This window comes from Actinomycetospora sp. CA-101289, assembly GCF_050955895.1.
Taxonomy (GTDB): Bacteria; Actinomycetota; Actinomycetes; order Mycobacteriales; family Pseudonocardiaceae; genus Actinomycetospora.
Genome location: NZ_CP192093.1, coordinates 3,613,273 through 3,627,089 on the forward strand (window position 1 = coordinate 3,613,273; position 13,817 = coordinate 3,627,089).

Annotated in this window: 16 protein-coding genes; 4 read left to right on the forward strand and 12 right to left on the reverse strand. The window is 76.9% G+C overall.

Annotation, left to right across the window (positions count from 1 at the left end):
- Positions 1-18: 18 nt before the first annotated feature.
- From nadC to nadA, 3 genes are read right to left on the reverse strand one after another with little or no spacing between them, the layout of a single operon-like run.
- Positions 19-891 (reverse strand): carboxylating nicotinate-nucleotide diphosphorylase, encoded by an 873-nt coding sequence (gene nadC, locus ACQPX6_RS17990; RefSeq protein WP_433781682.1) that lies wholly within the window; start codon positions 889-891, stop codon positions 19-21.
- Positions 888-2,480: an L-aspartate oxidase gene (locus ACQPX6_RS17995; protein ID WP_433781683.1), complete on the reverse strand. Its 1,593-nt coding sequence runs from the start codon at positions 2,478-2,480 to the stop codon at positions 888-890. Before ACQPX6_RS17995 ends, nadC begins: the two co-directional genes overlap by 4 nt.
- Positions 2,477-3,493, reverse strand: coding sequence for a quinolinate synthase NadA (gene nadA / locus ACQPX6_RS18000; protein ID WP_433781684.1), 1,017 nt, complete (start codon positions 3,491-3,493; stop codon positions 2,477-2,479). Before nadA ends, ACQPX6_RS17995 begins: the two co-directional genes overlap by 4 nt.
- A 227-nt stretch (positions 3,494-3,720) precedes the next feature.
- On the opposite strand from nadA, the gene ACQPX6_RS18005 reads away from it, so the two are divergent.
- The 3 genes from ACQPX6_RS18005 to ACQPX6_RS18015 all read left to right on the forward strand — a co-directional run bounded on the left by ACQPX6_RS18005 (position 3,721) and on the right by ACQPX6_RS18015 (position 5,682).
- Entirely contained in the window at positions 3,721-4,428 is a 708-nt protein-coding gene (locus ACQPX6_RS18005; protein WP_433781686.1) for an NUDIX hydrolase, read from the forward strand.
- A 64-nt stretch (positions 4,429-4,492) separates the two neighbouring features.
- Positions 4,493-5,203, forward strand: a complete 711-nt coding sequence (locus tag ACQPX6_RS18010; RefSeq protein WP_433781687.1) for an LON peptidase substrate-binding domain-containing protein — start codon at positions 4,493-4,495, stop codon at positions 5,201-5,203.
- 23 nt (positions 5,204-5,226) lie between these two features.
- Positions 5,227-5,682 carry an ester cyclase gene (locus ACQPX6_RS18015; RefSeq protein WP_433781688.1) on the forward strand — a complete coding sequence of 152 codons (456 nt, stop codon included), beginning with the start codon at positions 5,227-5,229 and terminating at the stop codon, positions 5,680-5,682.
- Positions 5,683-5,685: 3 nt separating this feature from the next.
- Here the strand turns inward: ACQPX6_RS18015 and ACQPX6_RS18020 are convergent, their stop codons facing one another.
- The 8 genes from ACQPX6_RS18020 to ACQPX6_RS18055 form a co-directional block, all read right to left on the reverse strand.
- Entirely contained in the window at positions 5,686-6,765 is a 1,080-nt protein-coding gene (locus ACQPX6_RS18020) for a M20 family metallopeptidase (RefSeq protein ID WP_433781690.1), read from the reverse strand.
- 4 nt (positions 6,766-6,769) lie between these two features.
- Entirely contained in the window at positions 6,770-7,375 is a 606-nt protein-coding gene (locus ACQPX6_RS18025; protein WP_433781691.1) for a DUF2567 domain-containing protein, read from the reverse strand.
- The gene (locus ACQPX6_RS18030) at positions 7,372-7,602 is read right to left on the reverse strand and encodes a hypothetical protein (protein ID WP_433781692.1); all 231 of its coding nucleotides are present in this window, start codon (positions 7,600-7,602) and stop codon (positions 7,372-7,374) included. The genes ACQPX6_RS18025 and ACQPX6_RS18030 overlap by 4 nt, the downstream gene beginning before the upstream one ends.
- Positions 7,599-8,636, reverse strand: a complete 1,038-nt coding sequence (bioB, locus tag ACQPX6_RS18035; protein WP_433781694.1) for a biotin synthase BioB — start codon at positions 8,634-8,636, stop codon at positions 7,599-7,601. The genes ACQPX6_RS18030 and bioB overlap by 4 nt, the downstream gene beginning before the upstream one ends.
- Before the next feature lie 46 nt (positions 8,637-8,682).
- Positions 8,683-9,384, reverse strand: a complete 702-nt coding sequence (gene bioD / locus ACQPX6_RS18040) for a dethiobiotin synthase (protein WP_433788295.1) — start codon at positions 9,382-9,384, stop codon at positions 8,683-8,685.
- Positions 9,385-9,418: 34 nt separating this feature from the next.
- Positions 9,419-10,333, reverse strand: coding sequence for an MEDS domain-containing protein (locus tag ACQPX6_RS18045; protein WP_433781695.1), 915 nt, complete (start codon positions 10,331-10,333; stop codon positions 9,419-9,421).
- Complete coding sequence (locus tag ACQPX6_RS18050; protein WP_433781696.1) at positions 10,330-11,199, reverse strand: STAS domain-containing protein; 870 nt, start codon at positions 11,197-11,199, stop codon at positions 10,330-10,332. Before ACQPX6_RS18050 ends, ACQPX6_RS18045 begins: the two co-directional genes overlap by 4 nt.
- A gap of 81 nt (positions 11,200-11,280) precedes the next feature.
- Complete coding sequence (locus tag ACQPX6_RS18055) at positions 11,281-11,895, reverse strand: TetR/AcrR family transcriptional regulator (protein WP_433781698.1); 615 nt, start codon at positions 11,893-11,895, stop codon at positions 11,281-11,283.
- 61 nt (positions 11,896-11,956) lie between these two features.
- Between ACQPX6_RS18055 and ACQPX6_RS18060 the strand changes: the two genes are divergently transcribed.
- Entirely contained in the window at positions 11,957-12,622 is a 666-nt protein-coding gene (locus tag ACQPX6_RS18060; RefSeq protein ID WP_433781700.1) for a hypothetical protein, read from the forward strand.
- On the opposite strand, the gene ACQPX6_RS18065 is transcribed toward ACQPX6_RS18060, so the two are convergent.
- A complete protein-coding gene (locus ACQPX6_RS18065) occupies positions 12,623-13,756 on the reverse strand; it encodes an 8-amino-7-oxononanoate synthase (RefSeq protein ID WP_433788296.1) in 1,134 nt (377 codons plus the stop codon). It abuts the gene before it with no gap.
- Positions 13,757-13,817 lie beyond the last annotated feature (61 nt).

Consider the following 13,817-nt stretch of genomic DNA (forward strand, 5'->3'; position numbering starts at 1 on the left):
TATGGCCGGGAATTTCACTCACGTACGGAGGTCGAGGCCCAGGTCGAGCACCGGCGCGGAGTGGGTGAGGGCGCCGACGGCGAGGAAGTCGACGCCAGCGGCGGCGTGGGCGGCGGCGGTGTCGATCGTCAGGCCGCCCGAGACCTCGAGCCCGGTGCCCGGGGCGGCGGCGTCGCGGCGCGCGACGGCCGCGGCGGACCCGGCGGGCGTGAAGTTGTCGAGCAGTACGAGCTCGACGCCCAGGGCGAGCACCTCGTCGAGCTGGGCGAACGAGTCGACCTCGACCTCGCACGGCAGCCCCGGCGCCGCGGCCCCGGCGGCGGCGAGCGCCGCCGTGACCGAGCCGGCCGCGGCGACGTGGTTGTCCTTGATGAGCACGGCGTCGCCCAGCGACATGCGGTGGTTGACCCCGCCGCCGCAGCGCACCGCGTACTTCTGCAGCGCCCGCATCCCCGGCACCGTCTTGCGGGTGTCGCGGATGCGCGCCCGGGTGCCGGCGACGGCGTCGACCCAGGCGGCGGTGGCCGTCGCGACCCCGGAGAGCTGCGACAGCAGGTTCAGCGCCGTCCGCTCCGCGGTGAGCAGGGTGCGCAGCGGCGCCCGCACGGCGAGCGCGACCTCGCCGGGCGCGAGACGGTGGCCGTCGGCGCGGGCGTCGAGGACCTCCAGGTCCGGCCCGCACACCCGCTCGAGCACCCGCACCGCCACCCCGACGCCCGCGAGCGTGCCCGCCGGCCGGGTGCGGAACTCCCCCACCGCCACGGCGCCCGCGGGCACGCACGCCAGCGTGGTGACGTCGGGGCCGTCGCGCAGGTCCTCGTCGAGGGCCCGCGCGACGACGGCGTCGACCTCGGCGGGGTCGAGGGTCACCGGCAGCGTCGTGACGGTCATGCCGCACCTCCGTGCCGGGCGTCGGTGGTGCCGACGTGCAGCCGCCCGTCGCCGTCGAGGACGAGGGTGCTCGACGCGCGCTGCCAGTGGTCGTCGACGGCGGGGTGGTCGGTGCGCACGTGGCAGCCGCGGGTCTCGGTGCGCGAGCCGGCGGCGGCGAGCAGGGCGTGCGCGGCGAGGGTCAGGGCCGCGTCCTCGGCCTCGGCGCGGGTCGCGGGGACGCGGGTGGTGCTGGCGGCCTCGATGGCGTCGGAGGCCGCGGCGAGCCCCGCGGCGTCGCGCCCGATGCCCGCCCCACGGGTCATCGCGGCCTGGAGGACGGCGCGGTCGGCGACGGGCACCGGGCGCGGCGCCGGCGCCTCGACCGGGTCCAGCGCGCGGGGGCCGGCGAGGGCCGCGACGACGTCGTCGGCGGCGCGCCGGCCCGTCACCAGGCCCTCGAGCAGGCTGTTCGACGCGAGGCGGTTGGCGCCGTGCAGCCCGGTGCGCGCGACCTCGCCGGCGGCCCAGAGCCCGGTCACCCCCGTGCGGCCGTCGGCGTCGGTGACGACCCCGCCGCAGGAGTAGTGGGCGGCCGGGCGCACCGGGACGGGGTCGCGCGCGAGGTCGACGCCGATCGCGGCGCACGACGCGGCGACGGTCGGGAAGCGGGCGACGACGTCGGGGACGCCGGTGGCGTCGAGCCACACGTGCTCGGCGCCGAGCTGGGTGATCCGCCGGGTGACGGCGGCCGCGACGACGTCGCGCGGGGCGAGGTCGCCGAGGGGGTGCACGCCGGCGGTGACCGAGGCGCCCGCGGTGTCGCGCAGCACGGCGCCCTCGCCGCGCAGGGCCTCGGTGACCAGCGGCGCCCGGCCGTGGGTGGCCGCGCCGGTCCAGAGCGCCGTGGGGTGGAACTGCACGAACTCCACGTCGGCGAGCACCGCCCCGGCGTGCAGGGCCAGCGCCCAGCCGTCGGCCGTCGCCACGGCGGGGTTGGTGGTCGTCTCGTAGAGCCCGCCGACGCCGCCGGTCGCGAGCAGCACCGCGGGCGCGGCGAGGCGCCCGGCGCGGCCGTCGCCGTCGCGCACCTCGAGGCCCCGCACCGCGCCGTCTTGCCCGGTGAGCACGGCGGTGGCGGCGTGGCCGGCGAGCACGGTCAGCGCGGCCCGGCTGGTCGCCGCGAGCAGGGCCCGCTCGACCTCGGCGCCCGTCGCGTCGCCGCCGGCGTGCACGACGCGCAGCGCCGAGTGCCCGCCCTCGCGGGTGCGGGCGAGCCGCGCGGCGGGCCCGTCGAACACCGCGCCCTCGGTGCGCAGGGCCGCGACCGCGGCGGGTCCGGCGGCGAGGATCGTGCGCGCGGCGGCGCCGTCGACCAGCCCGCCGCCGGCGGCGAGGGTGTCCGCGAGGTGGGCCTCGACCGAGTCGCCGGTGACGTCGCCGAGCACGACGGCGATCCCGCCCTGCGCCCAGCGCGTGCTGCCCTCGTCCGGGGCGTCCTTGGTGACCACCACGACCCGCAGCCCGGCCCGCTGCGCCGCCAGCGCGGCGGTCAGGCCGGCGACGCCGGAGCCGACGACGACCAGGTCGGCGGTGGCCTCCCAGCTCATTCCCCGCCCCCGGGTCGGCCGATCTCGATCATCCGCTGGACGGCGCCGCGCGCCCTGCCCGCCGTGGCGACGTCGACGTGGACCTCGTCGCGCCCCTCGACCAGCGCCCGCGTCAGGGCGCCCGGGGTGATCATCTTCATGTAGTGGCAGGACGCGCGGTCGTTCACCGCGCGGAAGTCGACGTCGGGGTTGGCGCGTCGCAGCTGGTGGAGCATGCCGACTTCGGTGGCGACCAGGACGGTGGCCTTGGTGGTGTTCTTGGCGGCGTCGAGCATCCCGCCGGTGGAGAGGATGTGGACCTGCTCGGCGGGCACCGCGCCGGTCCCCGCGAGGTAGAGCGCGCTGGTGGCGCAGCCGCACTCGGGGTGCACGAACAGGTCGGCGTCGGGGTCGGCCTGCGCCTTCGCGGTGAGCGCGGCGCCGTTGATGCCGGCGTGGACGTGGCACTCGCCGGCCCAGACGTGCAGGTTCTCGCGGCCGGTGATGCGCTTGACGTGGGCGCCGAGGAACTGGTCGGGCAGGAACAGCACCTCGCGGTCCGGGTCGATCGACTCCACGACCTCGACGGCGTTCGACGACGTGCAGCAGACGTCGGTCTCGGCCTTGACCGCGGCGGTGGTGTTGACGTAGCTGACGACCACGGCGTCCGGGTGCTCGGCCTTCCAGGCGCGCAGCTCGTCGGCGGTGATCGAGTCGGCGAGGCTGCACCCGGCGCGGGCGTCGGGGATGAGCACCGTCTTCTCCGGCGCGAGGATCTTCGCGGTCTCGGCCATGAAGTGGACGCCGCAGAACACGATGGTGCTCGCGTCGGACGCCGCGGCGAGGCGGGAGAGCGCGAGCGAGTCGCCGGTGTGGTCGGCGACGTCCTGGATCTCGGGTCGCTGGTAGTTGTGCGCGAGCACGACGGCGTCGCGCTCCCGGGCGAGCCGGCGGACCTCCTCGGCCCACCCCGGACCGGCGGTCAGCGGCGCGACGAGCGTGGCGGCGTCGTCCACCGCGCTGGCGACGGTCATGGCCGTCTCCTCCCCCGGGTGCCCGCCGACGGTGGTGGGTCCGGACCCTCGAGTGGTTTTCGCCTCATGGTCGAAAACGTGGCCGACGCTACCTCCCGACCGCCCCGCGCGCCACCACCTGTCACGGTCAGTGGCGAGCACCATGGGACCGGATGTCAGCGGAGTGGCTCCGCAGACGTTGAGTGTCTGCGGAGCCACTCCGCTGACACGGCCTACGCTCACTCTCCGTGGACGGGGCCGGGGCGGGCGGGGAGCAGGGCTCCTACGCGCACGACGTGCTGGCCGTGGTCCTGCGGATCACCGGGGCGGTGCCGAGCGTCCTGCTCTGGCAGCGCGCCCGCGAGCCCCACAGGGGGCGCTGGGCCCTGCCGGGCGGGCGGCTGGGGCCCGACGAGGACGTCGAGGCCTCGGTGCGCCGGCACCTCGCCGAGAAGGTCGACCTCGCCGAGGTCGCCCACGTCGAGCAGCTCGGCGTCTACTCCGATCCGTGCCGCGGGCCCGCGCCGCGCCGGGTGGCCACGGCGTTCCTCGGCCTCGTGCCCACCGACGCCGACCCCGCGGTCCCCGACGACACCGCCTGGTACCGCGTCGACGCCCTGCCGACCACGGCCTTCGACCACGGCGCGATCACCCGCGACGGCGTCGACCGCCTGCGCGCCAAGCTCTCCTACACCAACATCGGCTTCGCGCTCGCCCCCGCGGAGTTCACGGTCTCGGAGCTGCGCGATCTCTACGCCGCCGCCCTCGGGCACCGCGTCTCGGCCACCAACCTGCAGCGCGTGCTGACCCGCCGCGGCGTCCTCGTCCCCACCGGCGGCACCGCCGCCCCGGGCCCCGCAGGCGGGCGCCCGGCCGCGGTCTTCCGCTTCTCCGAGCACGTCCTGCGCGTCACCGACCCGTTCGCGGCCCTGCGCCCGCCCGGCGAACCGGGCTGAGCACCCGCAACGCCTGCACCACCCCACCAGCGCCACCCGGCGCCGGGAGCCCCGGAGTCGTAGCGTGAGCGCCGTGGTCGACACCGTGCCTCTGTTCCCCTTGGGGACCGTCCTGCTCCCCGGCGCGTCGCTACCACTGCACATCTTCGAGCCCCGCTACCGCCAGCTGACCATCGACCTCGTCACCGGGACGCTGCCGGGCAAGCAGTTCGGGGTGGTCGCGGTCCGCGAGGGCTGGAGCCCCGACGACGGGCGCGAGGGCCTGCACGACGTCGGTTGCACGGCGAGCCTGCGCGAGGTGCGCCGCCTGCCCGACGGCCGCTTCGACCTCCAGACCACCGGCGACCGCCGCTTCCGACTCCTCGACGTCGACGACGGCACCGCCCCCTACCTCGTCGCCAACGTCGAGTGGCTCCCCGACGACGAGGGCGACACCGAGACCGACCTCGCCCCGCTCGCCATGGCCGCCCGCGCCGCGCACCGCCGCTACTGCACCACCGCCTGGCGCCAGCAGGGCGGCGGCGACGGCGAGCTGCCGGCCGAGCTGGAGGACGAGGCGACCGTGGACGTCGCCGACCCCGAGCTCGCGCACGTCCTCGCCGGCGACTGCCTGCTCCCGCTGTCCGACCGCCAAGAGCTGCTCGAGCAGACCTGCCCCATGGAGCGGCTGCAGCTCGTGCGCCGCTCGATGACCCGCGAGGCCGTGCTGCTCGGCGAGCTGCGCGCCGTGTGGGCGCCGACGGCGAAGTTCGCCGTCGAGCACAGCCCCAACTAGACACAGCTCGAACGAGGAGCGCGATGAGCGCCACGCCCACCGAGGTCTACCGCGCGTTCCTCGACGCGGTGAACCGCCGGGACCTCGACGCCGCCCAGGATTGCGTCGACGTCCTGCGCTACCGCGAGAACTGCGTCGGCTTCACCCCCGGCTTCGTCGACTGGAAGGCCGCGCGGGAGGCGATCCGCGCCGTCTGGGTCGGTCTGCCCGACCTGCACGTCGAGCTGCGCACCGTCGCCGCGGACGGCGGGGCCGTGGTCGCCCACGGCACCGTGACCGGAACGAACACCGGCAGGCTCTACGGCGTGCCCGCGACGAAGCGGCGCTACGAGGCCAGCTTCTTCGACCGGGTCGACGTCGAGGACGGGCTCATCGTCGAGCGCGTCCAGCAGGCCGACGTGCTCGGCCAGATGCGCCAGATCTACGGCAAGGCGTTCGGGGTCGTCGGCCTCGCCGCGCTGCTCGTCCGCCTGCCGTAGCGGCTACGTCAGCGCGGCGAGCACGCCGCGGAACGCCTCGGCCGCGGGCCCGATGAGGCCGGCCGGCGCGGTCTCGTCGGTGACGTGGGCCTGCTCGGCCTCCCCGGGGCCGAAGACGATGACGTCGGCGCCGCCGAGGGCGCCGGCGAGCACGCTCGCGTCGGTGAAGTAGGTCGCGTACTGCGCCGTCCCGCCCCCGAGCAGCTCGACGGCCCGCGTCACGCGGCCCGGGTCGGTGTCGATCAGGGGCAGCTCGACCAGACGCTCGGTCGTGACCGGGCAGCCCGCGAGCCCGACGACGGTGGCCTCCGCCGCGTCGGCGGTGTCGCCCGGCACCAGCCGGAGGTCGACGGTGAGCGCCGCGTGGTCGGGGACCACGTTGGGCTGGACGCCGGCGCGCATCATCCCGACGTTCGCGGTCGTCGCGCCGTGCGTGGTGCTGGTGGGCCACCCGTCGTGCTCGTGGATCCGCACCGCGGCGCGCGCCAGGTCGACCAGCGCGTTGTGGCCGAGGTCGGGACGCGACCCGTGCGCCGGCGTTCCGGTGGCGTGCAGGACCAGCCACAGCACGCCCTTGTGCCCGAGCACGACGCGGTTGGCGGTCGGCTCGGCCACCAGCAGCGTCCCCGACGGCGTCAGCGCGTCGCCCGGGAGCTCGCGGGCCCCCTCGCAGCCGGTCTCCTCGCCGAAGGTGAGCACCACCTGCACCCCGGTGCCGCCCGCGCGCACGTGCTCGGCCGCCGCGACCACGGCGGCCGCGACGCCGGCCTTCATGTCGCTGCTCCCCCGCCCGCGCAACCGCCCGTCGACGACGTCGCCCGCGAGCGGGTCGAACGACCACACCGCCTCGTCGGCGGGCACGGTGTCCAGGTGGCCCGTCAGCGTCACGGGGGTCTCGGCGCCGTGGCGGGCGACGAGGTTCGCGCGGCCCGGCCGGGTCTCGTGGACGGCGACGGACAGCCCGGCGTCCTCGAGGCGGCTCGCCAGCACCGCCGCCGCCGCGCTCTCCCCGCCGCCGCGGGTGTCGAGACGGACGAGCTCGCGGGCCAGGTCGACGGCGTCATCGGGATCCACGGTGCTCACCCGTTCAGGATGCCCCGTCGCGGCCCATCTCCTCGTGCCCGTCGACGATCGCGGCGAGCACGTAGGTCAGCGCGGCCGCCAGTCCCGCGATCAGCGCGACCCACCAGGGCCCGGGCGAGGGCGGCACGCTCGTGAGCACCGCGGGCACCGGCCCGCCCGGCGCGCCCGACCGGCTCAGCGCCGCGGGGTCGACGAGCACCGGCACCGGCGAGGCCGCCCAGGCGAGCAGCGCCCCGATCCGCCCGGCCACCCAGGCGCCCACGAGCGTCCCCGCGACCAGGGCCACGAGCAGCACCGGGCCGCGCCGGTGGCGGCGCCGCCAGGCCACCGCACCCGCGATCACCCCGAACGCCGCGACGAGCAGCACGTGGACCGCGACGGCGTCGAAGGCGTGGTCGGCCTCCCCCGCCGGCGAGCCCGACCCGCCGCCGGGCAGCGCGACGACGTGCACCACGGGCGCGAGGAACGCCCACAGCGCGCCCAGCGGAAGCCCGACCACCACGAGGATCGCGGCGTAGCGCAGGCCTGCCGGCACGTCGGCGCGCAGCTCGCGGGCCCCCAGCCGGTGCGGGGGCTCGCCGGGCAGGAAGTCCTCGTCGAGAGCCGTCACCCGAACCCGCTCGCCCCCGTCGACTCGCCGTGGCGGCTGCACCGCGCGGTCCAGCCCATCGGGTCGACCTGCACGATCATCCGGCGGGCGCACTGCGGGCAGTGCCGCGGCGGGTCGACCGTCGCCAGCCGGCGCGCGCACGTGGCGTGGTCGCCCTCGGCGCGCGCGCCCCCGCACCAGGCGCAGAACGGCTGGTCGGTGCCCGTCGGCTCCAGGACGGCGCTCACAGCGTGTCGTTCAGGGCCTTGATCGGCATCTTGAGGGTCTCGAGCATGTCGAGGTCCTGCTCGGCCGGGCGCCCGAGGTTGGTCAGGTAGTTGCCGACGATGATCGCGTTGACCCCGCCGAGCATGCCCTGCTCGGCGCCGAGGTCGCCGAGGGTCAGCTCCCGGCCGCCGGCGAACCGCAGCACCGTGCGCGGCAGCGCGAGGCGGAACGCGGCGACGGTCATCAGCGCGTCCGCGCCCTGCGGCACCTCGAGGTGCGCGAACGGCGTGCCGGGGTTGGGGATGAGGAAGTTCAGCGGCACCTCGTCGGGCTCGAGCTCGGCGAGCTGCACCGCGAACTCGGCGCGCTGCTCGAGCGTCTCGCCCATGCCGACGATGCCGCCGCAGCAGACCTCCATGCCCGCCGCGCGCACCATCTGCAGGGTCTCCCAGCGCTCCTCCCAGGAGTGCGTGGTGACGACCTCGGGGAAGTGGCTGCGCGCGGTCTCGAGGTTGTGGTTGTAGCGGTGCACGCCCATGGCGGCGAGCTCGTCGACCTGAGCCTGGCTCAGCATGCCCAGCGAGCACGCGACGTTGATGTCGACCTCGGCGCGGATCGCGGCGATGCCCGCGCGCACCTGCTCCATGAGCTTGGCGTCGGGTCCGCGGACCGCGGCGACGATGCAGAACTCGGTGGCCCCGGTCTTGGCGGTCTGCTTCGCCGCCTCGACGAGCCGGTCCTTGTCCAGCCACGCGGCGCGCACCGGGGAGTCGAAGAGCCCCGACTGCGAGCAGAAGTGGCAGTCCTCGGGGCAGCCGCCGGTCTTGAGCGACACGATGCCCTCGACCTCGACCTCCGGGCCGCACCAGCGCATGCGGACCTCGTGGGCCAGCGCCAGCGCCTCGCCCAGGCGCTCGGTGGGCAGCTGCAGGACGGCCAGCACCTGCTCCTGCGTGAGCCCCTCGCCCCGCTCGAGCACCTGCTCGCGGGCGACGGCGAGGACGTCCCCGCCGGCGATCTCCTCACCGGTCGAGCCTGTCTCCACGGCCGTCACGCAGGGCTCCCTTCGTCGGGCACGGGTCTCCGCGCCGCAGTGTGCCTCACGACGCGGATGTCGGGGACCACCCACCACCGAGGACGGGACCGAGGCCACACCGCGCCGCGGCCAGGAACGCGTCGCGGTCGACCCCGCCGAGGCCCGCGGGCAGCACGCCGAGCAGGGGCGCGCCGGTGACCCGCGGGAGGTCGTCGACGTTGGTGCGCTCGGCCAGGTCGGGATGCTCCGGGTGGGCGCCGAGCACGGTGCCGAGCAGCGGGATCCCCCGCCGCGCGAGCGCCTCCGCGGTGAGCGCCGCGGTGTTGAGCACGCCCAGCCCGGACGACGCGACGAGCACGACCGGGGCGGCGAGGCCGGCGGCGACGTCGGCGAGGGTGCTGGGCGGGTGGGTGTCGTCACCGTCGTCGAGGCGCACGAGCAGCCCGCCCGCACCCTCCACCAGCACGAGGTCGGCGTCGAGTCGGCGCACGGCGTCCACCACCTGCGCGGCCATCACCGGGGCAGCGCCGGCCCGCCGGGCGGCGGTGGCCGGCGCCAGCGGCTCCGGGTAGCGGGCGAGCTCGCGCGTCGCGACGTCCCCGGCGAGGCGGGCGACGGCGGCGAGGTCGCCGGGCTCGTCGGGCGCGACGCCGGTCTGGGCGGGCTTGACGACGGTGACCCGCTCCCCCGCCGCCCGCGCGAGGGCGGCGATCGCGGCGACCACCACCGTCTTGCCGACGTCGGTGCCGGTCCCGGTGATGATCATGGTCCGCACCCGGCGAGGGTAGCGGCGCGCCGTGTCAGACGGTGGTGAGCACCCGCACCGCGCGGCCCTCGGGGCCGTCGTGCAGGTGGGCACCGGTGCAGAACGGGCGCAGGTGGGCGAGCGGATCACCGTCCCCGGGTTCCTCGGCCGCGGGCGGGCCGACGACCTCGGAGAACAGCGTCTCGCCCGGGCGCGCGCGCACCTCGACCACCAGCGGCGCGCGCACCGGGTCGCCGGTGCGGCACGCCAGCACCGCGGCCTCGTGGACGGCGAGCACCGCCGCGCGGACGGCGTCGCCCTGCAGGCCCGCGCGCTCGGCGACGTCCGCGACGCACTGGCGCACCTCGGCGAGGCCGGCGGTGCCGTCGACGCCGACCCGCGCGGCCACGTCGCCCCACAGGCCGGCGGGCACCGGGTCGGTGGTCGGCGGCCTGCGGAACTCGGGGTTGTCGACGGGGCCGTCGGGCGTGGCCAGGAGCGGGTGGGTGCGCCGGGCGACCGCGAGGAGGTCGGGATCGAGGTCGTGGTGGCACGTGCAGATCAGGGTCAGCGGCAGGTCGCGCAGCACGAGGTTCAGCGCGTCCTCGCCGAACCCGCAGTCGGTCGCGGGCAGCGTCGCCGGGTACTGGCCGAGCACGGTGGTGCGGCGGTCGGCGCGCGCCCAGCCCTGCACGGTGGCCAGGAAGCCCGGCGCGGACGGCGGGAGCATCGACGAGGGCGGCGGGAAGACCACGTGCTCGGCGTCGTCGCCGAGGCCCTCGCGGAAGGTGCGCGCGGTGCGGCGGTCGACGATGAGGTGCACCTCGTCGCCGGCGGCGATCGCGCGCCGCACGGCCGGGAGCGCGCTCGCGACGAGGTCCTCGGGATCGTCGTAGAAGAGCCCGAGGTGCACCAGGCCTCCGAGGACGGTCCGGCTCCGCTCCGCTTCGCGTCCTCCGAGGCCCGTCACGCGTCCTCGCTCTCGCGCACCGACGCGGGTCGGCCCACCGCGTCGAACAGGCGCCGCAGGAAGCGCTGGCCGTCGTGCAGGACCACCTGCTGGCCCGCCGGCGCGGAGCGCGCGGCGAGCATGAGGATCTCCGCGCAGGCGACGTCCATGAACTCGACGGCGGACAGGTCCAGGTGCAGGTCGGGGCCGTCGTCGTGGACGCGGGCGGCGCGCAGCGCGCCGTGCACCGCCGCGCCGAAGCGGCGGGCGACGTGGGCGTCGAGGTCGCCGCGCGGCTGCCACCGACCCGCGCCGACCCCGGCCGACCAGACGCCGTCGACGAGGTCGCGGTGGTGCACCGCGACGGTCTCCCACAGCGCGGTGTCGTTCTCGTGCGGGACGGAGAGCTGGCAGAGCACCCGCACCGGCCAGCACGCGGCCAGCACGTCGAAGCCGGCCTCCCAGGCGGCGTAGTCGCCCACCTGGGCCGCGTCGGCCATCGGCAGCCCGGGGCTCTCCTGGCTCAGGGCGACGGTGGGCCAGCGGTCGTCGAGCGCCCGCTCCACCTCGTCGCGGAACAGCGCGATGACCCCGTCGGCGGTGCCCCCGGAGCGGGCGACGACGGTCGGGAAGTCGAGGAACTCGAGCTGGCCGGACGCGAGCGCCTCCCGCGCCCCGCGAGGTCCGGCCGGGCCGGCGAGCCAGTGCTGGTCGGGGCGCCGGCCCTCGGCGAGCCAGCCTTTGTAGTAGACCTTCGAGCCGTGGGCGAGCTGCTGGTCCAGCCACGCCGCCGTACCGCGGCGGCCGTGGTCGACGGCGTCGGCGACGAGCAGCGTGTGGGGTGTCTCGCCCCCGACGAGGGGCTCGGCGTGCCGTAGCGACGTCACGGGCCCTCCCCTCGGTCGTCGGCGTGGCCCGTCAGGTTACCGCCGCACCACGCTGCGTGACGAATCGTGCGGGCGGACGGCTCAGTGGTGACGCGGTGTACCCAGACGGGCGTCGGCGAGGTCGGCCAGGAGGACGCCGACCGCATCCGTCGTTCGGCCGCGCGGGAGCGCCAGGGTGTCGTAGGCGTCGAAGCCGGTCAGCAGCCACAGGACGTCGAGGGCCTCCTCCGGCGCGACCCCGAGCAATCCGGCCGCGTCGAGGCGCCCGACCACCGTGCGCAGGAGGGCGAGGCGGCCCTCGTCGTGGCGGGCGACCAGCGCGGCGGCGTCGGGGTCGGCGGCGGTGAGACCCAAGATGCGCCGGGCCAGCACGGGGTCGGTCGCCCAGTAGCGGCAGCCGTCCACGATCGTCGCGCGCAGGAGCCCGGCCGGCGGGGTCTCGGTGATCACCCAGGTGAGGCGCGCGAGATCGGCCCGCTCCTCGAGGTCGGCGAGCACTGCCTCCACGAGCCCCAGCTTCGAACGGTAGTGCTGGTAGACGGTGGCCCGGGCGACGTCGGCGCGGCGCGCCACGTCCTCCACGGACCGCTGCCGGCCGCCCTCGCACAGCAGGTCGCGGGCGGCGTCGACGATGCGGCGGCGGGTGTCGGCGACGGCGACGGCGCGCTCGCCGAGGCGGTAGGGGCGCGGGCTCACGGCTCTCGACGGTAGCGGGTTTCGGTCATACAGTCCGTACGACGAAACCGAGGAGCGCGCCATGGTCGTCACCGCCGAGGCCCCGCGGACCCACCCCGCCGCCACCACCGCCCGCGCCGGGATCTGGCTGCTGCCCGTGCACTCGGTCCTTCTGGCGGTCGGCACGCTGACCCACCAGCCCGATCCGCGGACGGCGTTCGACGCCTACGCCCGCTACGTCACCACCGGCCCGTTCCTCGCGGGCCACCTCGTCGCGAGCATCGCCGGGGCCGCGCTCGGGGCCCTCGGCGCGGTGGCGGCGCTGGCGTTCCTCCGGGGCCGGGCCGCCCGTCCGGCGGTGCTCGCGGTCGCGCTGCTCGTGGCCGGGCAGGTCGTGAACACGGCGGTGTTCGGGGCGGCGGCGTTCGCCCAGCCCGCGATCGGGCGGGCGCACCTGCGCGGGGTCTCGGACGCGGCGGCGATCGACGCCGATGTCTACGGCCTGCCGCTGGTGCTCACCGCGCTCGTCGGCGTCCTGCTCCTGCTGGCGGGCAGCATCGCGCTCGCCGTCGCGGTGGTGCGCGCGGGTGCCGGCGACCGTGCGTTGCGGCGGGCGGGCGTCGTCTACGCGGTCGGGTTCGCGCTGTTCCTGGTCTTCGGCCTCGTGCTCACGGTGCTCCAGCCGCTGGCCGCGCTGGTCGCGGCCGGCGCCGCCGTCGTCGTCGCCCGGCGCCTGCCGCGGGTGTGATCAGCCGAGCACCTTGTGCAGCACCTGGTCGACGAGGGCGAGGTCGTCGGCGGTGAGGTCGGCGCGCGCGGTCAGGCGCAGGCGCGACGTCCCCGGGGGCACCGAGGGCGGGCGGAAGCAGCCGGCGCGCAGGCCGTGGTCGGCGCAGGCCGCGGCGGCGGCGACGGCCACCTCGGGGTCGCCGAGCACCACGGGGACCATGGCCGCGGTCGGCACGGGCACCTCGAGGCCCGGGGCCGCGGCGCGCGCCGACGCGGCGACGGCGGCCGCTGCGGCGTGCAGGGCCGCGACGCGCTCGGGCTCGGCGCGGACGACGCCGAGGGCGGCGAGCGCCGCGCCGACCGCCGCGGGCGCGAGGCCGGTGTCGAAGATGAAGGGGCGCGCGGCGTCGACGAGGTGCGCGACGACGTCGCGGTCCGCCAGCACGACGCCGCCCTGGCTGCCGAGGGACTTCGAGAGGGTCGCGGTGACCACGAGGTCCGGCGCGCCGGCGAGCCCCGCCTCGGCGACCGTGCCCCGACCGCCCGGTCCCCGCACGCCGAGGCCGTGCGCGTCGTCGACCACCAGCACCGCGTCGCGCGCCCGGCACACCGCGTAGAGCGCCGCGAGCGGGGCGATGCCCCCGTCGACGCTGTCGACGCCGTCGACGACCACGAGCGCGCGGGGCTCGTCGCGGGCGGCGAGCACCCGGTCGACGGCGCCCGGGTCGGTGCAGCGGGCGACCTCGACGCGTGCCCGCGACAGGCGCGCGGCGTCCACCAGCGAGGCGTGGGCGGCGACGTCGGAGACGATGAGCGCCCCGCGCCCCGAGAGCGCGGCGACGGTCCCGAGGTTGGCGGTGTAGCCCGAGGAGAAGACGAGCGCGGCCGGGGTGCCCGTGAAGTCGGCGAGCTCGTCCTCGAGGTCGGCGTGCAGCCGCGTCGACCCCGTGACCAGGCGCGATCCCGTCGACCCGGCGCCCCAGGTGCGCAGCGCGGCGACCCCGGCCTCGACGACGCGGGGGTCGCGGGCGAGGCCGAGGTAGTCGTTGGACGCGAGGTCGACGAGCGGGTCGTCGGCCGCGCGGGGCCGGAGCGTGCGCCGCAGGCCCGCGTCCGTGCGCGCCCGCGCCGTCTCCGCCAACCAGGGCCCCAACCAGCTCACCCGCCGCAGCCTATGTGAGCGATCCTGGGGCCTATAGGCCCCAGGATCGCTC

Coding starts and splice junctions, on each gene's coding strand:
- nadC (WP_433781682.1), bottom strand. CDS start 891: ATGACCGTCACGACGCTGCCGGTGACCCTCGACCCCGCCGAGGTCGAC.
- ACQPX6_RS17995 (WP_433781683.1), bottom strand. CDS start 2,480: ATGAGCTGGGAGGCCACCGCCGACCTGGTCGTCGTCGGCTCCGGCGTC.
- nadA (WP_433781684.1), bottom strand. CDS start 3,493: ATGACCGTCGCCAGCGCGGTGGACGACGCCGCCACGCTCGTCGCGCCG.
- ACQPX6_RS18015 (WP_433781688.1), top strand. CDS start 5,227: ATGAGCGCCACGCCCACCGAGGTCTACCGCGCGTTCCTCGACGCGGTG.
- bioD (WP_433788295.1), bottom strand. CDS start 9,384: ATGATCATCACCGGGACCGGCACCGACGTCGGCAAGACGGTGGTGGTC.
- ACQPX6_RS18060 (WP_433781700.1), top strand. CDS start 11,957: ATGGTCGTCACCGCCGAGGCCCCGCGGACCCACCCCGCCGCCACCACC.